25 protein-coding genes are annotated in these 25,491 nt (G+C 54.3%); 9 read left to right on the top strand and 16 right to left on the bottom strand.

Annotated elements, in window-relative coordinates:
* Positions 1 to 2 precede the first annotated feature (2 nt).
* Positions 3 to 311 (top strand): putative quinol monooxygenase, encoded by a 309-nt coding sequence (locus SGR01S_RS15230; protein ID WP_020828683.1) that lies wholly within the window; start codon positions 3 to 5, stop codon positions 309 to 311.
* 27 nt (positions 312 to 338) lie between these two features.
* On the opposite strand, the gene SGR01S_RS15225 is transcribed toward SGR01S_RS15230, so the two are convergent.
* From SGR01S_RS15225 to nudF, 6 genes are all read right to left on the bottom strand, one after another.
* Positions 339 to 1,235 carry a LysR substrate-binding domain-containing protein gene (locus SGR01S_RS15225; RefSeq protein ID WP_037416568.1) on the bottom strand — a complete coding sequence of 299 codons (897 nt, stop codon included), beginning with the start codon at positions 1,233 to 1,235 and terminating at the stop codon, positions 339 to 341.
* A gap of 165 nt (positions 1,236 to 1,400) precedes the next feature.
* On the bottom strand, positions 1,401 to 3,296 hold the full coding sequence (gene parE / locus SGR01S_RS15220; protein ID WP_037416565.1) for a DNA topoisomerase IV subunit B: 1,896 nt from the start codon (positions 3,294 to 3,296) through the stop codon (positions 1,401 to 1,403).
* Between the two features lie 80 nt (positions 3,297 to 3,376).
* A complete protein-coding gene (yqiA, locus tag SGR01S_RS15215; RefSeq protein WP_061807877.1) occupies positions 3,377 to 3,952 on the bottom strand; it encodes an esterase YqiA in 576 nt (191 codons plus the stop codon).
* A complete protein-coding gene (gene cpdA / locus SGR01S_RS15210; RefSeq protein WP_037416560.1) occupies positions 3,952 to 4,779 on the bottom strand; it encodes a 3',5'-cyclic-AMP phosphodiesterase in 828 nt (275 codons plus the stop codon). Before cpdA ends, yqiA begins: the two co-directional genes overlap by 1 nt.
* A 27-nt stretch (positions 4,780 to 4,806) precedes the next feature.
* The gene (locus SGR01S_RS15205; RefSeq protein WP_061807876.1) at positions 4,807 to 5,232 is read right to left on the bottom strand and encodes a DUF1249 family protein; all 426 of its coding nucleotides are present in this window, start codon (positions 5,230 to 5,232) and stop codon (positions 4,807 to 4,809) included.
* Entirely contained in the window at positions 5,232 to 5,864 is a 633-nt protein-coding gene (nudF, locus tag SGR01S_RS15200) for an ADP-ribose diphosphatase (RefSeq protein ID WP_037416554.1), read from the bottom strand. The genes SGR01S_RS15205 and nudF overlap by 1 nt, the downstream gene beginning before the upstream one ends.
* 283 nt (positions 5,865 to 6,147) lie before the next feature.
* On the opposite strand from nudF, the gene tolC reads away from it, so the two are divergent.
* Positions 6,148 to 7,671, top strand: a complete 1,524-nt coding sequence (tolC, locus tag SGR01S_RS15195; RefSeq protein ID WP_061807875.1) for an outer membrane channel protein TolC — start codon at positions 6,148 to 6,150, stop codon at positions 7,669 to 7,671.
* A 152-nt stretch (positions 7,672 to 7,823) separates the two neighbouring features.
* On the top strand, positions 7,824 to 9,770 hold the full coding sequence (dhaR, locus tag SGR01S_RS15190; protein ID WP_037416549.1) for a dihydroxyacetone kinase operon transcriptional regulator DhaR: 1,947 nt from the start codon (positions 7,824 to 7,826) through the stop codon (positions 9,768 to 9,770).
* A gap of 9 nt (positions 9,771 to 9,779) precedes the next feature.
* On the opposite strand, the gene dhaM is transcribed toward dhaR, so the two are convergent.
* The 4 genes from dhaM to SGR01S_RS15170 are packed head-to-tail and all read right to left on the bottom strand — an operon-like array spanning position 9,780 to position 14,096.
* Positions 9,780 to 11,213, bottom strand: a complete 1,434-nt coding sequence (gene dhaM / locus SGR01S_RS15185; RefSeq protein WP_037416546.1) for a dihydroxyacetone kinase phosphoryl donor subunit DhaM — start codon at positions 11,211 to 11,213, stop codon at positions 9,780 to 9,782.
* Between the two features lie 11 nt (positions 11,214 to 11,224).
* The gene (gene dhaL / locus SGR01S_RS15180) at positions 11,225 to 11,857 is read right to left on the bottom strand and encodes a dihydroxyacetone kinase subunit DhaL (protein ID WP_037416542.1); all 633 of its coding nucleotides are present in this window, start codon (positions 11,855 to 11,857) and stop codon (positions 11,225 to 11,227) included.
* A gap of 9 nt (positions 11,858 to 11,866) precedes the next feature.
* Positions 11,867 to 12,937, bottom strand: coding sequence for a dihydroxyacetone kinase subunit DhaK (dhaK, locus tag SGR01S_RS15175; RefSeq protein WP_061807874.1), 1,071 nt, complete (start codon positions 12,935 to 12,937; stop codon positions 11,867 to 11,869).
* A gap of 52 nt (positions 12,938 to 12,989) precedes the next feature.
* Positions 12,990 to 14,096 (bottom strand): glycerol dehydrogenase, encoded by a 1,107-nt coding sequence (locus tag SGR01S_RS15170; protein WP_061807873.1) that lies wholly within the window; start codon positions 14,094 to 14,096, stop codon positions 12,990 to 12,992.
* A gap of 354 nt (positions 14,097 to 14,450) precedes the next feature.
* On the opposite strand from SGR01S_RS15170, the gene SGR01S_RS15165 reads away from it, so the two are divergent.
* The 4 genes from SGR01S_RS15165 to SGR01S_RS15150 all read left to right on the top strand — a co-directional run bounded on the left by SGR01S_RS15165 (position 14,451) and on the right by SGR01S_RS15150 (position 17,748).
* Positions 14,451 to 15,119: a DUF1190 family protein gene (locus tag SGR01S_RS15165; RefSeq protein WP_037416536.1), complete on the top strand. Its 669-nt coding sequence runs from the start codon at positions 14,451 to 14,453 to the stop codon at positions 15,117 to 15,119.
* Positions 15,120 to 15,122: 3 nt separating this feature from the next.
* Positions 15,123 to 16,283 carry a glutathionylspermidine synthase family protein gene (locus SGR01S_RS15160; protein WP_061807872.1) on the top strand — a complete coding sequence of 387 codons (1,161 nt, stop codon included), beginning with the start codon at positions 15,123 to 15,125 and terminating at the stop codon, positions 16,281 to 16,283.
* A gap of 123 nt (positions 16,284 to 16,406) precedes the next feature.
* Positions 16,407 to 16,973 (top strand): glucose-6-phosphate isomerase family protein, encoded by a 567-nt coding sequence (locus SGR01S_RS15155; protein WP_037416531.1) that lies wholly within the window; start codon positions 16,407 to 16,409, stop codon positions 16,971 to 16,973.
* Complete coding sequence (locus tag SGR01S_RS15150) at positions 16,966 to 17,748, top strand: glucose-6-phosphate isomerase family protein (protein WP_061807871.1); 783 nt, start codon at positions 16,966 to 16,968, stop codon at positions 17,746 to 17,748. The genes SGR01S_RS15155 and SGR01S_RS15150 overlap by 8 nt, the downstream gene beginning before the upstream one ends.
* Before the next feature lie 234 nt (positions 17,749 to 17,982).
* On the opposite strand, the gene SGR01S_RS15145 is transcribed toward SGR01S_RS15150, so the two are convergent.
* Genes SGR01S_RS15145 through SGR01S_RS15125 form a run of 5 tightly spaced genes read right to left on the bottom strand, consistent with a single transcriptional unit; the run spans position 17,983 to position 22,334 of the window.
* Positions 17,983 to 18,804: a PTS system mannose/fructose/sorbose family transporter subunit IID gene (locus SGR01S_RS15145; RefSeq protein WP_115185183.1), complete on the bottom strand. Its 822-nt coding sequence runs from the start codon at positions 18,802 to 18,804 to the stop codon at positions 17,983 to 17,985.
* Positions 18,804 to 19,604, bottom strand: a complete 801-nt coding sequence (locus SGR01S_RS15140) for a PTS mannose/fructose/sorbose/N-acetylgalactosamine transporter subunit IIC (RefSeq protein WP_037416524.1) — start codon at positions 19,602 to 19,604, stop codon at positions 18,804 to 18,806. The genes SGR01S_RS15145 and SGR01S_RS15140 overlap by 1 nt, the downstream gene beginning before the upstream one ends.
* 22 nt (positions 19,605 to 19,626) lie before the next feature.
* Positions 19,627 to 20,121: a PTS sugar transporter subunit IIB gene (locus SGR01S_RS15135; protein WP_061807870.1), complete on the bottom strand. Its 495-nt coding sequence runs from the start codon at positions 20,119 to 20,121 to the stop codon at positions 19,627 to 19,629.
* Positions 20,122 to 20,130: 9 nt separating this feature from the next.
* A complete protein-coding gene (locus SGR01S_RS15130) occupies positions 20,131 to 20,559 on the bottom strand; it encodes a PTS sugar transporter subunit IIA (protein ID WP_037416517.1) in 429 nt (142 codons plus the stop codon).
* 5 nt (positions 20,560 to 20,564) lie between these two features.
* On the bottom strand, positions 20,565 to 22,334 hold the full coding sequence (locus SGR01S_RS15125; protein WP_061807869.1) for a class I mannose-6-phosphate isomerase: 1,770 nt from the start codon (positions 22,332 to 22,334) through the stop codon (positions 20,565 to 20,567).
* A 214-nt stretch (positions 22,335 to 22,548) separates the two neighbouring features.
* Here SGR01S_RS15125 and SGR01S_RS15120 point away from each other — a divergent pair, with 214 nt between their 5' ends.
* Positions 22,549 to 23,574, top strand: a complete 1,026-nt coding sequence (locus SGR01S_RS15120; RefSeq protein WP_037416513.1) for a LacI family DNA-binding transcriptional regulator — start codon at positions 22,549 to 22,551, stop codon at positions 23,572 to 23,574.
* A gap of 14 nt (positions 23,575 to 23,588) precedes the next feature.
* Here the strand turns inward: SGR01S_RS15120 and ygiD are convergent, their stop codons facing one another.
* Positions 23,589 to 24,371, bottom strand: a complete 783-nt coding sequence (gene ygiD, locus SGR01S_RS15115; RefSeq protein WP_061807868.1) for a 4,5-DOPA-extradiol-dioxygenase — start codon at positions 24,369 to 24,371, stop codon at positions 23,589 to 23,591.
* Positions 24,372 to 24,668: 297 nt separating this feature from the next.
* Here ygiD and zupT point away from each other — a divergent pair, with 297 nt between their 5' ends.
* Positions 24,669 to 25,436 carry a zinc transporter ZupT gene (zupT, locus tag SGR01S_RS15110; RefSeq protein WP_037416508.1) on the top strand — a complete coding sequence of 256 codons (768 nt, stop codon included), beginning with the start codon at positions 24,669 to 24,671 and terminating at the stop codon, positions 25,434 to 25,436.
* Positions 25,437 to 25,491: the final 55 nt, after the last annotated feature.

Genomic DNA, 25,491 nt, shown 5'->3' with positions numbered 1-25,491 from the left:
TGATGATCACCGTAATTGCAGAAATCAAAACCAAACCCGGCCACCGTGAAACCGTGCTGAAAGCGATTGAGAAACTGGTTCCACTAGTGCTGGCAGAAGACGGCTGTAGCGAATATACGCCGATGATCGACAGCCACACACAGGCGCCTTGGCAGAAATTGTCGCCGGATTCCGTGTTTATGCTGGAAAAGTGGGCCAGCCAGGCGCATCTGGAAAAACATCTGGATATCGCTCACATGCATCGTCATCGTGACACCATCAAAGACAGCGTGTTGGGCGTGACCATTCACGTGCTGGGTAACGCACTGTAATCCCCCTGAGGGGCCGCTCTATGGCCCCTACAGCGTCTGCGTATCAATATGCGCGCTGACGTAGTCCAGAAAACAGGTAATACGCGCTGCCAATTGAGTATTGCGGTAATACACCGCATTAATCGGCTGACGTACGTCCAACGTCTCCGACGTCAGTAACGGCACCAGCCGCCCGTTACGTTGATCGTCTCGCGTCATAAAATCAGCCAACTGCACGATCCCTTCACCACGCAACGCCAATTGGCGCAGCGTTTCACCGCTGGAGGCTGATATTGTCGGTGTGATGGCGAAATGCTGTGCCTGCTGATAGCGCAGCGGCCACAAATTAAGCGATTCCGGCTGCGTGAAACCAAGCAGGCAGTGGTCGTGTAACGCCTCTACACTGTCAGGCGTGCCGTAACGTGCGAGGTAGTCTGGACTGGCGAGAATGCGTAAGCGGCTGGCGCCCAACAGACGTGCATGAATGGTCGAATCCCTTAGGGCACCAATACGAATGGCAATATCGGTACGTTTCTCCAGCAGATCGATAATCAGATTGTCGGTATTCAGTTCCAGCTCAATCTGCGGATAACTTTGACGGAATCCTGCGACCAACGGCACGATCACGTGCTCCATAAATGGCGCGGCGGCATTGACCCGCAACTTCCCAGCCGGGATCAGCCTTCGTAGCGCCATTTGCTCTTCGGCATTCTCCACCGAGCGAATAATGTCGCGCGCATGACTGAGAAAGTTTTGCCCTTCTTCCGTCAGTTCTAAACGACGCGTGGTGCGGCGCATAAGGGTTGTTTCAAGTTTTTTTTCCAACCGACTGAGCGCACGGCTGATGCCAGAGGTGGTCTGGCCGAGCTGTTCGGCGGCAGCGGTGATGGAGCCGCTGTCAACCACCGTGGTAAACGCCAATAATTCTTCAAGGGTGATTTTCATGCATTCCGCCCAGAGTGGTCAGGCGCCACACGCAACGCCCCTACGGGAAGAAGGCCCGGCAAAGGTGCCGGGCCTAACGAGGATGCGTCCCACAAGAGGCCGTGATGCCATCGCATTCCCAAAAGCCCGTAATCAGGTGATGGGAGCAGGACACAACCTCTTGGGTCAGACAGAAAGCTCTGCCATATCGCCTTTGTCTTGCAGCCAGTTACGACGGTCTTCAGAACGCTTCTTGGCCAACAGCATGTCCATCATCGCCAGCGTCTGATCCACGTCATCCGCATCCACCGTCAATTGCACCAGGCGGCGGGTATTAGGATCGAGCGTAGTTTCACGCAGCTGCAATGGATTCATCTCACCCAGCCCTTTAAAGCGCTGAACGTTTGGCTTGCCCTTTTTGCGTTTCAACTGGTCCAACACGCCAGCCTTTTCTTCTTCATCCAGCGCGTAGAAAACCTCTTTACCGAGGTCGATACGGTACAACGGCGGCATTGCCACATACACGTGACCGCCCCTCACCAGTGAACTGAAGTGGCGCACGAACAACGCACACAGCAACGTAGCAATATGTAAGCCGTCGGAGTCCGCATCCGCCAGAATACAGATCTTGCCGTAACGCAGTTGGCTAAGGTCTTCACTGTCTGGGTCAATGCCGATCGCCACGGAAATGTCGTGCACTTCCTGCGAGGCCAATACTTCGTCCGAAGACACTTCCCAAGTGTTCAGGATTTTGCCTTTCAGCGGCATAATCGCCTGATACTCGCGATCACGTGCTTGTTTGGCTGAACCGCCCGCTGAGTCCCCTTCTACCAGGAACAATTCGGTCATGTTCAAATCTTGAGAAGTACAATCGGCCAATTTACCTGGCAGTGCCGGACCGCTGGTCAGCTTCTTACGGACCACTTTCTTGGCGGCACGCAGACGGCGTTGAGCGCTGGAAATGGCCAGTTCCGCCAACTGTTCCGCTGCCTGTACGTTCTGATTCAGCCATAGACTGAAGGCGTCTTTCACCACGCCGGAAACGAATGCCGCACACTGGCGTGAAGACAAGCGTTCTTTGGTCTGCCCGGCGAACTGCGGATCCTGCATCTTCACCGACAGCACATACGCACAACGGTCCCAGATATCTTCAGCAGACAGTTTTACGCCGCGCGGCAAGATATTACGGAATTCACAGAACTCGCGCATAGCGTCAAGCAACCCCTGACGCAAACCGTTAACGTGGGTACCGCCCTGCATGGTCGGGATCAGGTTCACGTAGCTTTCGGTTAGCAGCTCACCGCCTTCCGGCAGCCACAGCAGCGCCCAGTCTACCGCTTCTGTATCGCCAGAGAAGTTACCGACGAAGGCCGCTTCCGGCAAAGTGATCAGACCGTTAACGGCTTCCATCAGGTAATCGGTCAAACCGTCCTGATAGCACCAGCGTTGCTCGGTATTGTTCACCTTGTCGATGAAGTAAATTTCTACTCCGGGGCACAACACCGCTTTGGCTTTCAGCAGATGAGTAAGGCGCGATACCGAAAAACGCGGGCTGTCGAAGAACTGTTCGTCAGGCCAGAAATGGATACTGGTACCGGTATTGCGTTTGCCGCAACTGCCGGTCACCGCCAATTCCTGCACTTTATCGCCATTTTCAAAGGCAATGCTGTAGACGTTGCCGTCGCGCTTGACGTTGACTTCTACCCGTTTCGACAGGGCGTTAACTACCGAAATCCCCACGCCGTGCAGGCCGCCGGAGAACTGATAGTTTTTATTAGAAAATTTACCACCCGCATGCAGACGGCACATGATCAACTCAACCGCAGGTACGCCTTCTTCAGGGTGGATATCCACCGGCATACCGCGGCCATCGTCGATCACTTCCAGTGACTGATCGGCGTGCAGAATCACATCGATGCGCTTGGCGTGACCGGCCAGGGCTTCATCGACGCTGTTATCGATCACCTCTTGGCCGAGGTGATTGGGGCGCGTCGTGTCGGTGTACATGCCGGGACGACGGCGCACTGGTTCTAGACCGCTGAGTACTTCAATGGCATCAGCGTTATAGCTGGATTGAGTCATCGTTGATTATTTTTTCGTGGTTAAAGGAAGGTGCCGGAAGCGTCTGCTCGATTCCCTTCGTCGTTCAAGCCGCAGCCGGGTTATAGCCCTAAAAAATCCACAATCTGGGGGAAGTAGTGCTCGAAACCGACGAAGGCATGGTTTCCACCCGACTCCACCGTCTGTCGGCACGCGGTGTAATAGGCGACCGCTTGCCCATAATCGAGAATTTCATCGCCCGTTTGTTGCAGTAACCAGATTAAATCCGGTGAATCCAAGGGATCGATCTGCATCGTTTTCAGATCATAAACGTGACGTGACTCTAACACATATTGCTGGCCGGTGTAGGGGTTCTCGTTTTTGCCAAGGTAGTCAATCAACAGCTCAAACGGCTTCACGGCAGGGTTAACCACTACCGCTGGCAGTGAAAAACACTGTGAAAGCCAGGTCGCGTAGTATCCACCCAGTGAAGAACCGACCACACCTATCGTCTGCCCGGCACGCTCCATCACCATGTTCTCGATCATCTCGGCGGCGTCCGCCGGGAAAACCGGCAACTGCGGTACCAACACCTCAATATGCGGATGATGCTCGGTCAGCCACGCCTTAAAAGACGTCGCCTTAGCCGAGTGCGGCGAACTGTTAAAACCGTGCAGGTAGAGCAATGTAGAAGGCATCAATATCCATCCGAATCCATGTCGGGGCGGAAATCGTCGTTTTCCAGCCGGAAAACCTGCGTCTCGATGCGGCCATCCGGCAGCAAGTCGAGGTAGCGCCAGCCGGGGGAAACGTCGTCGATAGTAAAGTTGGTACAATGCGGTTTGAATTGCACGCACGTGGACGGTGATGCCAGTAAACGGCGCCCCTGCCACTCCAGATCCAGCTCCTGGTGAATATGACCACACAGCAACGTGTTCACTTTCGGGTAACGCAGCAGTATGGCCCCCAGCATATGTGGGTTGCGCAAACTGTGTTGATCAAGCCAGGTGCAACCAGAAGGTAGCGGATGATGGTGCAACAGCATCAAAGTATAGCGATCTGGATAAGCCTGCAGGCAGCGCTCCATCCATTCGAGCTGGTATTCGCTCAGTTCACCGTGCGGCACACCGAATACCTGGCTGTCCAGCAACAACACTTGCCAGTGATCACCCACCAGCACGTGTTTTGACGGGGCAATGCCCGCGGCGGCCAGCGCATCGACCATCGCTGGCTGAAAATCATGGTTGCCCGGTAGCCAAACGCAAGGCGCCGGCAATCGTGCAATACCTTCAGCAAAATGCTGGTAGGCAGCCAATGAATGATCCTGCGCCAAGTCACCGGTGGCGACGACCAGATCAAAATCACGCTGTTGCGCCTTGATAGCGTCCAATACCGCATGATAGCTACGATAGGTATTGATGCCGAGCAACGTCTCATTTTCGCCGGCAAAAAGGTGGGTATCTGTTATTTGTAGAATCCTGACCCTGGCCCCACTTGCCACGGTCAGTTTAAACAGGCTTTCCAAATGGTGTCCTTTGTTATCTCAGTCTGTCTAACAAACCGGAACCGCCATCGCTCCATGCGCCAAACAGTAGCGCAACCAATCAGCAAGAAACTGGTTAATTTGATGCTTTTCGTCGCGTTGATGCAACTTTTTGTTGGGATAATCATAACGCGCTTTAAAGCGATAGATCTGCTGACTTGAACACACTTCCGCAACCATCGCATCATGATAGAGCCTTACGGTCATCGCAGGCAGGCTCCAATAGCTTACCGCCGGTGCGGTCTGCTCAATCTGCACCAGCGAGGTGTAGCGCGTGGATTCAACAATAGTCAGACGATAACTGGCGCTGTTCACCTGATAAGTCACCGTTTCACCCACTTCATCATTGCGCGGCAGCAAGCGGCGCAATTGCGCGAAGTTGGTTTCACACAACCTCATCATTTCGGGGAAATCAGGGGTATAGCGCTGTTTCATTAGTTGGCCCACTCTTTTCTTAACGATTCATGGTGCAACGCCAGCCACTGCAAAGCAATCACTGATGCCGCATTATCAATCGCGCCCTCTTCAACCCAGCGGTAAGCCTGTTCACGGCTGACCACATGGACACGGATATCTTCATGTTCCTCTTCCAGTCCATGGATACCTTCCGCTGTGGTAGCGTCCACTTCCCCCACCATGATCGACAGGCGTTCGCTGGTGCCCCCGGGGCTTGCCAGGTAGCTCAATACAGGCTTACAACGCCCGACTACAACGCCAGCCTCTTCTTGCGCTTCGCGGCGGCAGACGTCTTCGACACTCTCACCGGTTTCGATCATACCCGCCACCATTTCCAGTAGCCAGGGGGAGCTACTGGTATCGACCGCAGCGATCCGCAGTTGTTCAATCAGCACCACTTCGTCGCGTACCGGGTCGTAGGGTAACAACACCGCAGCATGCCCGCGCTCGAAAATTTCGCGTTTAATCTCAGGGCTCATTTCACCGTTGAACAAGCGGTGGCGAAAGCGATATAAATTGAGTGAAAAAAAACCACGATAAAGCGTCTCACGTGCAATAATTTCTACATCATTTTTATCGAGAGTAACGGGCGATGGCTGTGAGTGGCTCATAAGCGAATTCTCCTGCGTGAGTATGCCGATAAAATAAACAGTTTTGATGACAGAAACGGCGGGATAATCTTCCGCAGCTTTATGTTAGATTGTGAGCCATGATATCAGGTGTGACGTACGCAGCCAGTTGAACTAAGGTAAACAGGCGGCCTGAAAGGTAAAAGTTACGCGAGATGGCACATTCAGCCACCTGAGGCGTACAACAGACTCTGCTAGAATCGACAACTATTTCGTCTATCGTCAGCGCTAACATAGCAATATTGCTGCACAACAAGGAATGCAAATGAAGAAACTGCTCCCCCTTCTTATCGGACTGAGCCTGGGCGGCTTCAGTGCAATGAGCCAGGCAGAGAACCTGCTGCAGGTCTACAAACAGGCCAGGGAAAGTAACCCGGATCTGCGCAAAACCGCCGCTGACCGTGACGCCGCATTCGAAAAGATCAACGAAGCGCGCAGCCCACTGCTGCCACAGTTAGGTTTGAGTGCCGGTTACAATTACAATAATGGCTATCGTGACAGCAATGGCACCAACAGCAATGTGACCAGCGCGTCACTGGGCTTGACCCAAACTATCTTCGATATGTCCAAATGGCGCGCGCTGACGCTGCAGGAAAAAACCGCCGGTATTTCCGACGTGACTTTTCAAACCGCTGCGCAAACGCTGATCCTCAATACCGCTACCGCCTACTTTAACGTGCTGAGCGCCATTGATACGCTGTCTTATACCCAGGCGAATAAACAAGCGGTTTACCGCACACTGGATCAGACCACTCAACGTTTTAACGTGGGTCTGGTGGCGATCACCGACGTGCAAAACGCCCGAGCGTCTTACGACACCGTGCTGGCGGCAGAAGTGACTGCCCGTAACAACCTGGATAACGCACTGGAATCCCTGCGTCAGGTCACCGGTACCTTCTATCCAGAGCTGGCATCGCTGAACACCGCGTCCTTTAACACCAAGCGTCCGGAAGCAGTGAACAACCTGCTGAAAGAAGCCGAAAGCCGCAACCTGAGCCTGCTTTCAGCCCGTCTGAGCCAGGATCTGGCACGTGAGCAGATCCGTTCGGCGCAAACAGGCTATATGCCAACGGTTAACCTGAACGCTTCAACGGGGATTACCAATACCAATTACAACAGTAGATCAAACAATAGCCTCGCCACATCCTCGAACGGCGGGAAGAACTCTTATGATGGTCAAAACCAAGTTGGCGTATCACTGAGCTTGCCACTGTACAGCGGTGGCCAGACCAACTCGCAGGTACAACAGGCGCAGTACAACTTCGTCGGTGCCAGTGAACAACTGGAAAGCGCGCACCGCAGCGTCGTGCAGACAGTCCGTTCTTCGTTTAATAACGTGAACGCGTCTATCAGCAGCATCAACGCATACCAACAAGCCGTTGTCTCTGCGCAAAGTTCATTGGATGCAACCGAAGCTGGTTATCAGGTGGGCACCCGCACCATCGTTGACGTGCTGGACGCGACCAGTACGCTGTATAACGCTAAGCAGCAGCTCTCCAGCGCACGTTATACCTACCTGATCAACCAATTGAACATCAAGTCCGCACTCGGTACCTTGAACGAGAACGATCTGATGACACTGAACGGTGCTTTAGGTAAGCCGGTTTCGACCTCGCAAGACGTGGTTGCGCCACAGACCACCGCACAGGACGCTTACGCTGAAGGCTATAACGGCAACGCACCTGCGCCGCAAACCGCAGCACCGGTTGCTGCCACCCGCGCATCTGCGCCAGCAGCAAGCACCCCAACCCAGCCAGTACGCAAGAGCGGTAACCCATTCCGCAACTGATTTGCGCACTACGCTGAAAACGGAGTACGGCATTCGCCGCACTCCGTTTTTTTTGCTTTGTCACTGCTTCTGCCTGCCGCCTCACAACCTGCCCCCCATCCGGTGGTGGTATCATCATGCGATGGCTTTATACCCAAGATAGACGGGATCCGATGGATAATACTTCACGTTGGCAACGCCTGATAGACGGTGAACTCACAGCGGCACAACGCCCTGCCACCGCCATTTACGCGTCCTGGCTGCGCTGCCGCAGCCTGATGCAGCCGGCGGTATGGAAAGCGCCGCACCGCGCGCTCGGTGCCACGTTCAACTCCATCTGTCAGCGCAAGAACGATCTGTTAACGCTCGGACAGGCGGCGCTGGAAGATGCTTGTGAATACATGGAACAGCGCCGCTGTTTGTTGATGATCCTCGACGAAAGTGGCTGCATGCTGTGGTTGTGCGGTGATGCCATGACACGTGAGCGCTTGCAGCAACTGGGTTTTACCCCGGGAGCCTACTGGGCCGAGGGCGACATCGGCACCAATGCGCCGTCCCTGGCGGCAGCCGAGGGGCACCCGGTGCAAGTACGCGGCAGCGAACATGTGCGTGAGGCGCTGCACGACTGGTCATTTTGTGCCACGCCGGTCTATGACAATAGTGGCCGTCAACGCGGCTCGATTGCATTAGGCTGCCTGCTTGCCGACTGTGCCACCGGCGATCTTTCTCTGACGCTGGCGCTGGCGCGCGAGATCGGCAATTCACTCAACGCCGACAACCTGCTGGCAGAATCCAACCGCCACCTGAACCAGCTTTACGGCCTGCTCGATGGGGTTGATGACGGTGTTATGGCCTGGGATCATCGTGGCTATCTGCAATATATCAATCAGCGTGCCGCAACGCTGCTGAAGCTCGACGAACAGCACAGCCAGGGCAAACCACTGACACAGCTGCTCACGCTGCCCGCCCTACTCAATCGAGCCATCGCCCAGCGTCAGCCACTGCAACATGTTGAAGTGACCTTCGAAAGCCAGCGGCAGTTTATCGCCGCGCTATTAACCCTAAAACCGATCTTCGACGGCGAGCGCTGTAGCTTTATCGCCCTATTGCACCCGATTGAGCGCTTGCACCAGTATGTCAGCAGCCAATTGGGGCGTGTCAGTCACAGTTTTGAACAAATGCCGTCCGCCTCATTGGAGATGCGTCGGTTGATTCGTTATGGCCAACAAGCGGCGAAAGGCCAGCATCCCATACTGCTGTGCGGCGAGGAAGGTGTTGGCAAGGAGTTGCTCAGTCAGGCCATTCACAATGCCAGCGAACGCGCCGCCGGGCCCTATATCGCCCTCAACTGCCAATTGATGCCAGAAGCGCAAGGGCTTCGCGAGCTGTTGGGTAGCGATGCCAACGAAGAAGAAGCGGGTCAGCTTAGTAAGTTTGAACTTGCCAATGGCGGCACGCTGTACCTCGAGCAGATAGAGTATCTGCCGGCAGAAATGCAGTCGGCACTGCTGCAGGTGCTGAAGACTGGCGTGGTGATGCGGCTCAACTCTAACCGAGTGATTCCGGTTGATGTACGGGTGATCGCCAGCAGTGCGGCCAATCTCCCGTTGCTGGTGCAGCAGAACCGCTTTCGCCGCCAACTGTTTTACAGTCTACAGGCGTTTGAGATCCAGATCCCCGCGCTGCGCCAACGCCTGAGCGACATTCCGCTACTGGTAAAGCACCATCTGCGCACGCTGGAACAGCACTTCCAGTGTCGCTTCCGGGTAGATGATGAAGTCATGGCCCAGCTTGGCCTGTATTTATGGCCCGGAAACGATCTGGAGTTGAAAGGCATCGTAGAACGCACGGCGATGATGTGCCACGGCCACCACCTTCAATTAGCGGACTTACCTGAGCACCTGCTCAGCCACCAACCCTTGTTAGAAAGTGAACCACAGCCGGGCATGCCGCTGTTAACGCTGGCTGAAATGGAACGCCAGGCTATTATCCGCGCGGCTAAAATCAGCCGTGGGCAATTGAACGAGATGGCGCAGCTGCTGGGCATCGGTCGCACTACACTGTGGCGGAAAATCAAACAGTATCAGATTGATATCCGCCAATTTAAGCTTCGCGCCTGAAGGTAGCCCTCAGTGACTGAGTTGCAGCACACCGCGTGCTGCATCCAGCATCGCTTTCTGGCCGTTACGGGTTTTGCTCATGCAGTCGTTCATGCCAACCACCATCGGCATGCCCATTGCTTTCGCCAGAATGGCGCTGTGCGACAGCGCATTGCCGCCACTAAGGCAGATGCCAAGCACTAAACGACGATCAAGCATTACCACGTCAGATGGCATCAGTTCATCCATGACCAAAATTGCCGGAGCAGTGAGTGTAATTGGCGGTAATGGCTGCTGTTGCAGATGACTCAGGGTACGGCGCAGCATATCGCGGACATCCAGCTCACGTGCCCGCATATAGTCGTCGTCAAGCGCACGGTATTCCTCGGCTATTGCGTCCATTTCCTGCTGCCAGGCCTGCTCGGCACTGCATTGCTGACGGGCAATACGGCTATAGGCCGCCTGCTGCAAATCCGGATCGTCCAGCAGCATGCTATGCGCACCAAAAATCGCTGCCTGCGGTTTACCAATCAATGAGCCGGTACGTTCCGCCAACCGGTTCAGATCGCTCAATGTATGCTGTAGCGCCTGTCGTAACCGCTGTTGTTCATTGAGCACATCGTCGGCGCCAATCTGGCGTTCAACCACCGTCGGCCAGAAACTGTACGCCTGCCACACCGGGCCGCTTGTCACACTTTCCGCCACCGGAATGCCGTGTAACGAAGGTAGGCTCTGCTCAGAAACCGTTTCGCCAAAGTGCTGTTCTGCCAACGCGCTAAACGCCGCCAGTGCCTGTTCGGCCTGCGCCCCGTCAGCAATCAGCTGGATGGTGTCACCATGGCGTACCTGTAATAACGCCAGTTGGTTAAGACTACGCGGGTTGGCGTACTGACCTTGCTTTTCCAACACCAGTTCAGCATCAAAGGGTGCCAGCACTTCCGCCAATCGTGCCGCTGGACGCGCATGCAACCCATGCGGGTTTTGCACCGTCCAACTCACACGTTTTCCCTGTATCAACGGTACTTCAACCTCTGTGGTGACCGAAGCAGCGGCCTCTCCTAACTGCGCCTGCTTGGCCTGCAATGCCCCCTGCGCCTCGGCCAGCACCTGTTCCAATCCCGCACCGGCATTAGCGGCTACCACAGCCGCCAATGTTCCTTCAACCAGCGGCGCCGAACACAACCTGACTTTAGCGGCCAAGGCCGGATCCAACAGATCAATCGCAGTTTCAGCGCTCAGCAATGCGCTACCCAAATCCATCAGCACCACAATGCCCGCACCGTCGGCCACTGACTCGATCGCTTCCATCACTTTGACAGCGTCAGTACCTATCGGGTTATCCGCATCATCGACACCCGCTGCCAACACCAGTTTGCAGCCATCTCCGTGCATCATCTGCAACGACAGCTCTTCAACTCCGCGCGCCAACTGCGCACTGTGTGAAACTACAACGATATTGATCATCTCGCCTCCTGCTATTGACCCGCAACCTCTGCCAGCGTTTTCATCATCAACATCACCGAGGTCGCCCCCGGATCCTGATGACCGATACTGCGCTCACCCAGGTAGCTTGCCCGCCCTTTCCGCGCCTGCATTGTGATAGTACTTTCGACCGCCTGTTCTGCCCGCGCGCTGGCACGCTGTAGGGCTTCCGCCACGCTCAATTGCTGTTGAGCTGACTGGCCGAGGCTTTCCACGACTGCCCACCAGGCGTCACACATGGTTTTATCACCCGGCTCTGCCTTGCCACGCATCACCACACCATCAACGCCTTCCTGTACCATTTGATGCAGCTCCGCCAAATCCAGACTCTGTTTAGCGTTTGCCGCCTGCGCCGCCCGAATGAAGAATGTGCCAAACAGTGGGCCACTGGCACCGCCCACGCTGGACAACAACGTCATGCCGGTATTTTTCAGGATAAAACCAATGTCTTTGTCTGCCACCGATGGCAGTTTTTCCACGACTTTATTGAAGCCACGGTTCATGTTTAGACCATGGTCGGCATCGCCGATCTCGGTATCCAATCGGGTTAAAAAATCACGCTGCTGAGTAAACACCTCGCCGCAGCGCATGAGCCAATCGACTACCTGTTGTTTGGTTAACGCCATGATTCCTCCTCAGCAACCCCAACGCAACGCAGGTGTTTTCACCGGCGCATCCCACAAGGACAACAACTCGTCATCCACCTTCAGCAGCGTGATGGAGACCCCTTGCATATCCAGCGACGTACAGTAGGAACCCACCAGGCTGCGCTCAACGATCATTCCCGCTTCCGCGCACCGCTCAGCCAAGCGGTGATAAACGCCGTACAATTCAGACAACGGTGTCGCGCCCAGGTTATTGACCAGTGCGATCACCCGATCGCCACGTGTCAGCGGTTGTTTGGACTGTACTTCATCGCGCCATTCGCCCTGCTGGCGATCCCAAACGCGAATCGTACGCTGGTAGTGGCCGTGATCGATCAGCGTATGGAACATGTCGTCCACCGCCGCATTGAGTGTGGTGAACGGGCGTCGCGCAATGCCCGGCTCGCCATGAATACCAACGCCAAACTCCATCTCGTTTTCCGCCAGCACAAACGACGGCTTACCCGCTGCCGGGACGGTGCAGGCACCCAGCGCAATACCGATCGAATGTCCGTGATTATTGATGCTGTGGCCCAACGTCACGATGGTATCCAAATCGTCACCGCGTGCCGCAGCAGCACCGAGTAATTTCTCCATCAAAACGGTATTCGCTACCCCGCGCCGCCCTGCCGTGAACAGGCTGTCTTTAACCGCGACATCATCGTCTACCAGCACCGTCGCCACCTGGGTACCGCTGTCATGCAGCAGTTCGGCGGCGGTTTCAAAGTTCAGCACGTCGCCGGTGTAGTTTTTAATCAGCAACAACACCCCGGCACCGCCGTCGATCGCCTGACCACATTCGTACATTTTATCCGGCGTTGGTGAAGTGAAAATTTCACCTGGGCAAGCCCCATCGAGCATGCCCTCGCCGACAAAACCACAGTGCATTGGCTCATGACCACTGCCACCACCGGACAGGATCGCCACCTTGCCTGCAACCGGTGCGTCAGCACGGGTGACAAACACCGGCTCCTGATGCACCAACAACTCAGGATGTGCCTCTGCCAATCCCAGCAGTTGCTCTTCCAGTACCGACTCAACGTTATTGATCAGTTTTTTCACGGTTATTTCCTCATGTCAGCAACGAGGCGCAGCGTGCTGCGCCCCTGCGCGATTAGCGTGAGTGTTGTTGCAGCCAGGCGCTGCCCAGCCGATCTGCTGTCAAGATTGCCGCCTGCACGCTGGCCGGTGTGACCTTGAACGGCATATTGTGGATGGTTTCGCCGTCAGCGCAGCTCGCTTCGGCAACTGCCATGATTTTCTCTGCCGGATCGCCGCTAACCCCCATCTGCGCCAGCGTGATTGGCAAGCCCAGGCGTTGGCAGAAATCCAACACCATTTCGATCTGCGTCATGCTGCTGTTTTGCAGCACTAACTGCGACAGCGTACCAAATGCGACTTTTTCGCCGTGATACAGGTGGTGGCACTCTTCCAGCACGGTGAAACCATTGTGGATGGCATGCGCGGCTGCCAACCCGCTGCTTTCAAAACCGATGCCACTCAAATACGTATTGGCTTCAATAATGCGCTCGACCGCCTCGGTCACCACGCCGGACTCGACTGCCAGTTTGGCCTTAACGCCCTCCGCCAACAGCGTCTCGTAGCACAGCCGTGCCAGGCTGAGCGCCGCTAGTGTTGACTTGCCGCCCGCCATGCTGGTTGCCTGAGCATCGAAACAAGCCTGTGCCTCAAAATAGGTCGAAAGCGCATCCCCCATTCCCGCCACCAGCAGTCGCACTGGCGCCTTGGCAATAATCGCACTGTCCATCACCACCATGTCAGGGTTGCGCGGGTAGATCAGGTATTCGGCAAATTCCCCCTGTTCGGTGTAAATCACTGACAGCGCACTGGTTGGAGCATCGGTAGATGCAATCGTCGGGATCAACACCACCGGGAGGTGTTGGTAATGAGCGATGGCCTTGGCGGTATCCAGCGTTTTACCGCCACCAACGCCAATCACGCCACGGCAGCCATGAGCCTTCAGCTCTTCGCCCAACCGGTCGATTTCCTTATGGCAGCATTCGCCGTTGAACACACAGGCGTGATGTTTTACCCCGTGGTGTTGCAAGCTGCCCATCAGGGTATCGCCCGCCAGCTTCATCACGAAGTCGTCGGCAATCACAAAATAATGGTCGGCAAGGGCTTTAGCGTATTCGCCCACGGCGGCCAATGCGTTGGCACCCTGGATGTACTTGCCTGGAGACTGGATGATTCTCAACATAACCGGATCCTTTTTGGGAAATTGGCGATGGTAACGTTCAGATATCAGGTGATGGTGCGCCGGGCCTTGTGCCGCCGCGTTGTTATGGACTGACTATAGAGCCTGTCAGACGCTTTGCGATCTCTCGTCTTTTTTGTTCCAAAGTGGAACGTTACTTTACCCATGGCGTTTCATAATGGAACTCTGACGCGGCTTTTTTAGCCAGTAAAGCGAACTGGCGCACAGCCTAACGTATAGCTGCGTAAAGAGTGGATTCTGTGGGCGTTTCAGCTTTAATTTTGACCATCTTTCCCCTATTCTTACGGCCACTACTGGGAAAGGGCGAAAACAGCCCGACTGATGGGATTAATAACGATGAAACGGACAAAAAACATCAACCAAGAGACGTTCCGCAAATCTTGGCGCAACTACCGTGTTGCGCCCGTAGCCTTGGCGATCAGCGCAGTCTTTATGCTGGCCGGCTGCGAGAAGAGCGATGAAACGGTCTCGATGTATCAGAATGCCGACGACTGTTCGCGCACCAACCCTTCCATGAGCGAGCAGTGCACCACCGCCTATAACAACGCCCTGAAAGAAGCCGCAAAAACTGCGCCGAAATACGCCACCCGTGAAGACTGTGTTGCCGAGTTCGGTGAAGCTCAGTGTACTCAGGCACCGGCTCCGGCACAGGCCGGCATGGCCGCCGAATCACAGAGCAGCGGCAGCTTCTGGATGCCACTGATGGCAGGTTACATGATGGGTCGTATGATGGGCGGTTCCGGCTTTGCTCAGCAGCCGCTGTTCACCTCCAAAAACGCCGCCAGCCCAGCCAACGGTAAGTTCGTTGACGCGACCGGTAAGAGCTACGGCCCAGCCACCGCTGGCGGCCGCACCATGACAGTACCGAAAACCGCAATGGCGCCAAAACCGGCAGTGACCAATACCGTCACCCGTGGTGGCTTTGGTGAGTCCGTAGCCAAGCAAAGCAGCATGCAACGCAGCAGCGCGACCTCTAACTCCAGCTCTCGCAGTATGGGCGGCTAATACATGAAACGCGTTGCGATTACCGAGCGCCCGGACTGGCGCGAAAAAGCCACCGAATTCGGCTTCCGCTTCCACACCATGTACGGCGAACCGTACTGGTGTGAGGATGCCTATTATCAATTTACGCTGGCGCAGATTGAAGAAATTGAAAGCGCCACTGCTGAATTGCACCAGATGTGCCTGCAGGTCGTAGAAAAAGTGATCAACAGTGATGTGTTGATGGCCAAGTTCTGCATCCCGAAACACACCTGGGATTTCGTGCGTAGTTCATGGCGTACCAACCAGCCTTCACTGTATTCCCGTCTTGATCTGGCCTACGACGGTGTTAACCCGCCCAAACTGCTGGAGAACAACGCCGATACGCCTACCTCCCTGTACGAAGCGGCCTTTTTCCAATGGCTGTGGCTGGAAGATCAGATCAACGCCGGCAACCTCAGCCCAGAGTCCGATCAATACAACAGTCTGCAGGAAAAACTGATCGAGCGTTTCGCCGATCTGAAAGCACACCACGGTTTTGGCCTGCTGCATCTGGCTTGTTGTCAGGACAGCGAGGAAGACCGCGGTACCGTGCAATACCTGCAAGACTGTGCGCTGGAAGCGGGAGTCCCGACCGAATTCCTGTTTATGGAAGACATTGGTCTGGGTGAAAAAGGCCAGTTTACTGACTTGCAAGACCAGGTCATCGGTAATCTGTTCAAGCTTTACCCGTGGGAATTCATGTTACGCGAGATCTTTTCCACCAAGCTGGAAGATGCTGGCGTGCGCTGGCTGGAACCTGCGTGGAAAAGCATTATCTCCAACAAGGCACTGCTGCCGATGTTGTGGGAAATGTTCCCGGATCACCCGAACCTGCTGCCGGCATACTTTGCACAAGACGAGCACCCACAGCTCGATCACTACGTGACCAAGCCACTGTTCTCACGCGAAGGCGCCAATATCCAGATCGTGCAAAACGGTCAGGAAGTTGCACGCGTTGACGGCCCTTACGGTAAAGAAGGCATGATCGTGCAGCAGTTCCACCCGCTACCACAGTTCGAAGGCAGCTATACGCTGATCGGCAGCTGGCTGGTTGACGATCAACCCTGCGGTATCGGTCTGCGTGAAGACCGCGAACTGATCACCCAGGATCTGTCCCGTTTCTACCCGCACATTATTCTCGGTTAACGATCAAATTCATTAGTAACAGGCGCGACAATATCGCGCCTTTTTTATGTCTTCCGTCTGGTGATTAATCGATTAACCTTTTATACTCGATATGTCTGTTCTCCTCGGGCGGAGCAACCAGATATGAAGAAACTGACGTCCATTATTCCACCGCAGGTCAACCTGGCGAACGGATGTTTTACCGCGCCTGATATCCAGTACAAATCCACTACCCTGGGCAGTTTGGCTGGGATCTTCGCCGATCCCGTCGCATGGAGCGCTATGCCTGCGGAGTTTGCTGTATATCAGGTAGAAATGTTGCCCTCCATCCAGCAAGAAGGCGAACTGTTTGTTGGTACCACTCACCTGCAACCTGGCCGCGTGGGTAACGAATTCTTTATGACCCGCGGGCATTTCCATCAGCGCCCCGAACAAGCGGAATTCTATTTTGGCCTGCGCGGTCAGGGTTTGTTGTTGCTGCAGCACCAGGACGGTGCGTGCACGCTGGAGCAGGTTTCGCTCGGCAGCGTTCATCATATTCCTTCCTTCACCGCTCACCGCCTGATCAACATCGGTGATGAGATGCTCTCTGCATTGGCCGTCTGGCCAACAGTCGCTGGCCACAACTACGATGCGCTACAACCACAAGGATTCAAATTACGCATATTTGCCGACGGCGCCGGTTGGAAAGCGGAGGCACAATATGAGTGACTCGATGCTTAAATTTGGCCTGGATGTCTACATTAACGACCATCCGATGGGGTTTTGCTATGGCGATGAGGTAATTGGCCCCTTGCCGGAGATTCGGACATTGGAGCAAATCCGTCGCTCGCTACGTGACCCGGACTGCTGCGAGCCAGAACAGGTCTATGCCATCGCCATGGACGTCGCCAAACAGCAGCATTTGGCTGAATTGAAGAAACGCATGTTGCTGTTCGGTATTGTGACCTATGCCAAAGGTCAGTTAGGTCAGGAACCCGTTCGCAGTCAAGGGCATGTGCACCGTATCAGCACGCACAGTGGCTGGTCACCGCCGGAGCTGTATGAGATCTGGCAAGGGAAGGCAATCATTTATATGCAAGAACGCGTAGAGCATGAGCCAGGGCGCTGTTTTGCCGTCCATGCCGGCCCTGGTGAAAAGGTGCTGGTACCACCGGGATGGGCGCACGCCACAATTTCAGCCGACCCCAGTCAACCATTGACCTTCGCTGCCTGGTGCGATCGTGAATATGGCTTTGAATATGATGCGGTTCGTGAATACAAAGGGCTGGCGTGGTATCCGTTGTTACAGGGCAATAATATTATCTGGCAGCAGAACCCGCGCTATCAATCCGGCAGGCTCCATGCCATCGGACCACGCCAATATCACGAATTCGGTCTGAGCGACGACCCTTTGTACCTACAGTTTGAAACCGATCCAGCGCGTTTCCAGTTCATTTCCAAACCGGGCAGCGTAGCGGAAAAATGGCAACGATTTGAGCCGTAAAGACCACTGTCTCGCTCAATAACAGGAAATTTCATACCCTATGAATTTCGAGTTGCAGCTAGGCGCCCAGCTCACTCATTCCCAGGCGCTTACTTAAGTAAGTAACTGGGGGGACAAATCTGCCGGGAGCAGATTTGAACGCTGCTAGCAGCGGCCCCCAAAGGGGTGTGGCCCATGGACGGGCCACATAACTGAGTGCAGGTAACAACGCTGCAACTTGAAAGGCGACGGGTATTATGAGAACAGGCCGCAGGCCACCCCTGCCGCTGCCAACACTAATAACCCAAGCATCGCTTTCACCGGAGAAAGCCCTCGTTTAGCCATCAGATACCAGGTCACCAGCACTACCATCAGCGGCATCAGGTTAGGGAAAATGCCGTCCAGCATTTGCTGCAGATGAATATTCACCCCGTCTTTGGTAACAAACTCCAGACCAGTCCCCAGTTTGACGTAGCTCGCCGCTACACCGCCCATGACGAACACTCCCAGTAGGGAAAGTGCTTCTCGCAGCCGTGAGGACTTGCTACTGACCAGCATCTCCACCGAGCCGGAGCCCATATGGTAACCTTTCATAAACAGCCAGTAGGAACCAGGAATGACGATCAGGCTGAACGCAATGATGTAAAACAGTGGGCCAATCACACTGCCACCGGCCGCCAGCGCCATACCTATACTCAATAAAATCGGGATCAGCATGCCCGGCACCATTGAGTCGCCAATACCGGCCACCGGCCCCATCAGCCCCACTTTGAGCGTGTTGATGGTTTCCCCGTCGATCGGCTCGCCGTTGGCGCGCTTTTCTTCCAGTCCAATCACCATGCCGTTAACAATCGCACCCAGCTGTGGCTCGGTATTGTAAAACGAGGTATGGCGGCGAATGGCTTCAATACGCTGCTGTTTATCCTGATACAATTTTTTCAGCGCCGGCATCATGCTCAGACAAAAACCGTAAGATTCCAGGCGTTCGAAGCTCATCGATGACAGGTTGTACATCATCCAACTGCGCCAGCAACGGCGCAGATCCTGCTTATTCAATTTTGGTGTTGGCATATCCATCAGAATTCATCCTCATCATCAGCCTGAGGCGTGGCCTGTGCGGCGACCACCTGCGGCTCTGGCTTATAGTTGTAGTGAATCAGTGCCAGCAGCGCGCCGACAATCACCAGCGCCACCATATTCAGTTTGAGGAAAACAATGCAGATGAACCCCACCAGGAAGTAAATCAGCATGCTGTAGCTTTTAATGATCTGTTTGAGAAGTATGGCGATGCCAACTGCAGGCAAAATACCACCCACTACGTTCATGGTGGTCAACACCAGCGCCGGCAAGCTGTCCATAAAGGCGTTGATATAACGCGCTCCAAAAAAGACAGCGATAAACGTTGGCACAAAACGCAGCAAGAAGTTAGTGACCTGCGGCCAGATGGCACTATTGAGGTAAATCCCCCGTTCATCACCACGCTCTACAGCCAGATCTGCACGGTGATTCCAGTAAGAATTGAGTACCATCATGGCGTTGAACAACACCGTACCCATGATGCCAATCGTCGCCGCCAGCGCGACTGCCACCTCGGTTCCTTTACCAGAAAGAATGCCCAGCGCAATCGCCGGGAACGCCACAAAGTTGAGATCGGCCGGCATCGAACCACCCGGCGTTACCATGGCGATATATACCGCCTGTACCGCAACACCGATGATAATGCCGGTCTGTACATCGCCGAGAATAGCCCCCACCAGCATGCCGGAAACTAACGGGCGGCTGAGAATATACCAGCCTCCGGTCAATCCCAGCAGCCAAGGGCTGCTCAGCGCGCCGAGATAGCAAAGTATCCCGATAAGCGTCGCTTCAAACCACATAGTTAACTCCTGCCGTTCAGGCTTATTTGAGTTTCTTTTTTGCGTCCAACCAACTGAAATGACTGGCATCAGGGACTAAACGGAATTCGATGGTATGCCCGTGTTCAGCCAGGAAATCAAAAGCAGCGGCTTCTGTGACACTCACCGATTGATTCGGGCCGATAGTCACCGTTTCCTTACGGGCAGACATCGGTCCAACGTTGATCTTCTTGTTACGATTATTGAGATCGATCCCTGCTTCCATCAGCCTACGCAGCGTGACCGGCGATTTGCCAATCACAAAATATTGCTTGTCGCTGGCGATCACTTTCGGCAGTTTTTCTATCGCTTGCTGCACGGTAAACAGCCACACCTTAGTGTCCTGTACAGCCCCCTTCATCACCGATGACAGCAGTGGATCAGCCGCCACCTCATCATCAATCGCCACGATGCCGTCACAGGGCAATTCCTTTGCCCAGCGGGTTACCAATTGACCGTGGATAACCCGGTCGTCGATACGTACAAATGAAATGGCCATATTCTTTCCTCAGAAATCGTCCAATTGCGCCGTTGGCGCCGGACGAGCAAGGGCTATTGCCTCCCCCCCCTGTGCCACCAGCTCTTGTGCCGCCTGTTGAACATCCTTCCCCTCCAGCAATTCGGCGCTCATCAATAACATCGGGAAATTCACTCCCGTCACCACGGCCATTGGCACGGGTATTTCGGGATCAAAAGCATGGCGGCAGGCCACGTTGTAAGGCGTGCCACACAGCATGTCGCACAGCACCAGTACACCATCAGCCCCCGCACTCACGCGGTGCAGTTCGGCAGCAAAATCTTGTTTAAAAGCCTCAATACCGGCGCTTTCGCTCAGGCCGACATAACTGGTTCCTGGCAGTTCGCCATAAACCATACGCGCACTGGTCATCAGTGCTTCAGCCATTGGGCCATGAGAAATCACAATCACTTTCAACATGATACTTATCCCCTTACCCAGGCTTTAATCGTGCCAAGGGTTTTGCCCAAGCTTCGGCCATGAGGGCTAATGCGATACGCTCCTACTGCGGCCGGTACGATAAAGGTTTCCGCGTAATGCACCACAAAGGGAGCGAAATACCCACCGGGGCTTTCGATCACCGCCTCTTCGCCTTCAACCAAGTTCAGCACATTGACCCGGCCCTCTGTATGATGCAGTACCGGCCCGCTAAACCAGTGACGTCGCGTTTCGATAAATTCACGCTCATGCAGACCGGTCCGCTCTTCTTGCCAGCCTTCTCCCTCGGCAACGGGTTCAATACGGTTCACCAGATGCTTCGTTGCCCAGTCGGTGTCACAGTGCCAGTTGATCACCTGCTCGCCGTGCCGTAGGTGCACAGGGCGTGGTTGACCATCTAATCCCAGGCGGCCCCAGTCCCACAATTTGAACGTGAAAATGTATGGCGTAGCACTGATTTCCAACACCATGGAGCCCGCGCCTGAGCAATGCACCGTACCCGCAGGGATCAAGAAGTGATCGTGTTTACGCGCCGGGAACCGATTAACAAAACGCTGATCATCAAATGCCTTTTCACCTCTTTGGGCTATGGCAAGATCTGCCATCATCGCCTGTGGGTCTGCGCCATTTTTTATGCCCAGATACACTTCAGCTCCCGGTTCAGCAGCCAGAATGTAATAGCTTTCATCCTGGGTATAATGCATACCAAAGTGCTGTTGGATGTATTCCGTCAGCGGGTGAACCTGGAAGCTGAGGTTCTGTCCACCAACGGTGTCCAACAAGTCAAAACGAATGGGGAATTCAGCCCCAAAGCGGGCATGTACCTTTTCGCCCAATAAGGGCTGTGGATACAGCAGTACCAAATCCTGTGAGGGGATCTCGACCCGAACGTCACCAAAACGCATTAGCAGGCTGTTTTCCTCGGGCACGCAGTCAAAACACCACGCGTAGTTGGCTGCCGTCGGGTCGAGATCAAACTGGTTTTTCATCCACTGTCCGCCCCAGATGCCGGGGTCAAAAAAAGGCACTACGCGGAATGGGCGTTGAGTTGCCTGCTGTAATCCAGCATGGAATGCCGTACCGGACACTAATGTCGGTTTACAGGCCTGGTTCGTGTCCAATACAAAATCCGCACGCTGAAGCAGTGGCGTTTTATGGCGATCGAAGACCCGCCATTCAACAAAGAATGCCCGCTTGTAGCGACGTAATACATCTTCATCCACATTGCCCGCGCCCCAGTTACCCAGCTCACCACGGCGGAAGCGCTGCTGTATTTCCCAGCGTGCCATATCGGCATACACCAGCACATCCCCTTCGGCGATTAACGCGGCGCCCGGCCCATATACCACGACCAGCCCACTGTCGACGCGCGCAATCTGATCACGTAACTGCTGTATACGTTCAATATCAAAAAATTCGGGCATTTCATGGCATGACAGCACGCCAAACACACGGTCATCCGTTAGATTGCGCTCAATCATCGCGTGAATATGCGGTTCATCGTATTTGGCCAACTCGGCGTTGATGCTGCAGGCTGGTTGCAGAGGATTGATAAAATGCTCAGTGAGTTCTGCCAGATTCACCCCATGGTAGCAATCCACGATCAACAGGATTTTGCGCAACCCAAGGGCAGCCACTTTGCGACTAACAGCCTCAGTCACAGCCTGCCATCCTTCCCAAGCGGCGTCGTCATACCCCTGGACGGTCACTTCCGGGAACTTGTCGTAGCTCGTAGCCTTATACTGTTGCTCTGCCATATTGTTCTGCCTATGAACTGAATACATAGCAAAAGATTAATCGATTAACCTTATTACAAACAGGCTGATTAACGAGATTAACCTCATAAAACCGATAACAAGCGCGTAAAAAACCGAATTTTCGTGACATTAATCACGATTTATTTTCGTTATTTTAAAAAATTAGGTTAATCGTTATACCTTAGTCTGACAAACAGTACCGACAGGACATCAAATGAGCACAATTACCTTGGCGGACGTCGCCGCACATGCAAAAGTTTCTACCGCCACGGTATCGATGGTATTGCGCAACCGCGGCCGCATATCGGATGACACCCGTAAGCGAGTCCTGAGCGCCATTGATGAATTGGGCTACGTATACAACCAGACCGCCGCTAACCTGCGTAATCGCAGCAGCAATCAGGTCGGTCTGCTACTGCACGATATCACCAATCCGTTTTATGCAGAGATGACCGCTGGGCTTAGCCAAGAGATGGAACGTCATCAGTTGATGCTATTTCTGGCTAACAGCGAAGAGTCGGCTGACAGACAGCAAAAATTTGTCGACTCGCTGCTGCAGAACAGTGCCAGCGGCATGGTGCTGTGCGCCGCCCGGCAAACACCTACCCTGTTTTTTGAAACACTGAAACGCCGCAAGATACCGGCCATTATGGTAGTCCGCCCGGTGGCCGATGCGCACTTTGACTTTGTCGGCACCGATAATTTCTTGGGCACCCAATTGGCGACTCAGCACCTGCTGGATTTGGGACACCGTCATATCGCGTTTATTGGGGGCTCCATCAGCTCTACCACCCGCGCACAGCGACTTGGAGGCTACACCAGCAAGCTGGTTGAACACGGCATTGTGGTAAAAGGGGAATGGATCGTAGACAGTGAAGCGAGCCAGAGCTCTGGTGCCAGAGCTGCGGAACAGTTGTTGATGGCCCACCCTGAAATCACTGCAGCGTTGTGCTATCAGGATATTGTTGCGTTGGGTGTGATGCAGACATTACGTAAGTTCGACCGCCAGGTTGGCAGAGATTTTGCGTTGATTGGGTTTGATGATATTACCGAAGCGTCTTTGGTACAGCCGGGTTTAACCACCGTATCAGTGGCCTCACGCGAGATCGGTCGCAAGGCTGGGGAATTGCTGTACAGTCGTATTCAAGGCAATGATGAGCCGCCAAAACGCATCATTCTGCCACCGTCATTGGTGATCCGGGAATCTTGCGGTTTTGCCAATAAATCTACGCCAGCCTAAGCTGGCGTGACAGATTAGCCGACCTGTACCGACAACATGCTCAAAGAGCTCATCTCGATACCATCTACCGGTACGGTGATTTCTTCCTTGCCGTCCCAACCACCGAGCACATACAGCAGTGGCAGGAAATGTTCCGGCGTTGGGTTCGACAACGCCGCACCTTCGTGCTGCATAAAATTCACCAGCGGATGGTTATTACCCTGATAAGTCAGGTTATCCCGCACGAATTTATCAAACGATGCCGCCCACGGATACGGGGTAGCTTCGCCCTGCCATTTGACCATCCGCAGATTATGCACCACGTTGCCGCTGGCGACGATCATCACCCCTTGATCACGCAATGCTGCCAGCTTGCGACCCAGCTCATAATGATATTCTGCCCGCTGGGTACCATCGATGCTGAGCTGTACGATCGGGATATCCGCTTCAGGGTACATCTTGATCAGTACACCCCAGGTACCATGATCTAATCCCCACTCACTGACGTCTGCAGTGACGTTGATTGGCGCCAGTAGTTGCTGGATTTTTGCCGCTAACGCAGGTGACCCCGGAGCCGGATACTGTGTATCAAACAGCGCCTGCGGGAACCCACCAAAGTCATGGATAGTTTTTGGTTTCTCCATCGCCGTCACCGCGGTGCCACGGGTGTACCAGTGGGCAGAAACAGCGACGATAGCCTTTGGACGTGGCAATGTTTCACCAAGCCGCCGCCATGTCTGAGTGTAGCGGTTTTCTTCCAGTGCGTTCATCGGGCTACCGTGACCGAGGAAAAGTGCAGGCATACGAGAGGTGTTCATACAGGATCCTTGGTTAGTCACAATATATTCTGAGGACTAGACTACGCCGTTTGCCTCAATGGCACAGCCGGATAACCGTGATGATGATCTTCAATAAATTTGAATGGTTAAAGCAATGGAAGCAATCAGCTAAATCCATTCGATTTATACTTTTGGTCTGTTAGTATCAGAAAATAAACAATAATTTCAGCATATACCCGATAGCTTTCAAGTTGCAGACAGGTACCCAATTCGCTCATCCCCAGCGTGCAGGTAACAACGCTGTCACTTGAAAACGACGGGTATGAGGAGACAACTATGTCCGTACCGCTACTCCTGACCTTGCTGGCTGGTGGCGCCACCTTTGTCGGTGCGCTGTTCGGCATTATTGGCCAGAAGCCATCCAACCGAATGCTGGCGTTTGCTCTCGGCTTCGCCGCCGGGATTATGCTGTTGATATCGCTGATGGAAATGTTACCCGCTGCGCTGCACACCGTTGGTATGTCGCCTATGCTGGGGTACAGCATGTTCATGCTTGGCCTTTTGGGTTACTTTGCGCTGGATCGCATGCTGCCGCACCAGCATCCTCAGGATTTGCTGCAGAAACCACTCAAGCCGCACAATCTGAAACGTACCGCTGTGTTACTGACGCTGGGCATTAGCCTGCACAATTTCCCTGAGGGTATTGCTACCTACGTTACCGCCAGCACCGATCTAGAGTTGGGAATGGGTATCGCGCTGGCCGTTGCCATCCATAATATCCCTGAAGGCTTGGCGGTCGCCGGTCCGGTGTATGCCGCCACCGGCTCAAAAACCAAAGCGCTGCTATGGTCAGGTATTTCCGGTTTAGCGGAAATTCTCGGGGGTGTACTGGCATTTCTGCTGCTCGGGCCGATGATCTCGCCGGTAGTAATGGCGTCAATTATGGCCGCGGTTGCCGGTATCATGGTGGCATTATCGGTTGATGAGCTGATGCCATTAGCGAAAGAAATCGACCCACATAATAACCCAAGCTACGGCGTGCTGTGTGGGATGGCAGTAATGGGATTCAGCCTGGCATTATTGCAAAGCGGCGGCATCAGTTAATCATTTTCAGGCACAAAAAAAGCCGCGTTACGCGGCTTTTTTCATATTCAGAAAA

The organism is Serratia grimesii NBRC 13537 (genome assembly GCF_001590905.1).
In the GTDB taxonomy this organism is placed as follows: domain Bacteria; phylum Pseudomonadota; class Gammaproteobacteria; order Enterobacterales; family Enterobacteriaceae; genus Serratia; species Serratia grimesii.
Note: the sequence above shows the minus strand (reverse complement) of the source record. Positions and strands in the feature narration are given on the sequence as shown.